This is a genomic window from Cryobacterium sp. MLB-32, assembly GCF_000738085.1.
Classification (GTDB): domain Bacteria; phylum Actinomycetota; class Actinomycetes; order Actinomycetales; family Microbacteriaceae; genus Cryobacterium.
The window spans coordinates 1-536 of the sequence record NZ_JPRS01000792.1; the positions used below are offsets into that span (position 1 = coordinate 1).

Genomic DNA, 536 nt, shown 5'->3' on the forward strand with positions numbered 1-536 from the left:
TTCGCCGGCGATGTGGTTGTCCGGGCCAACAACGTGACGATCCGTAACTCCGTCGTGAACGGCCGGATTGCTATTGATCTGCCGTACTCCGGGCTGCTCATGCAGCGCATCGAGATCGTCGGTCCTGGCCCGGGCTATGTCACGAAATATCCCGGACTGGGCTTCGTCAACTTCACCTGTGACGCCTGTGACATTCACGGATGGGGTGATGGCATGATGACCGACGGGAACGCGACAATCACGAACTCCTGGATTCACGACATCGCCGCGTCGGGCGAGTCGCACAATCAGGCGATCTTGAGCCTGGGTGGGCCGAACATCACGATCACGAACAACCGCTTGACCGCTGGGCCGGCGTACAACTTCACCGCGGCAGTCTCACTGTTGAATCAGGGCAGTGCCTTCACGAATACTCTCGTGCAGGGCAACCTGTTTGACGGTGGTGGCTACTGCGTGTACGCGGGTGGCGAGCCGAAGGGCAACGCGGCACGCCCCTCGTCGAACGTCCGATTCCTGGATAACACCTTCGGAAACGC

Annotated in this window: 1 protein-coding gene; it reads left to right on the forward strand. The window is 60.3% G+C overall.

The window, feature by feature from the left end; genetic code table 11:
- A partial coding sequence (locus JF66_RS24070) for a hypothetical protein (protein WP_035881057.1) occupies nucleotides 1-536 on the forward strand: 536 nt, incomplete at both ends.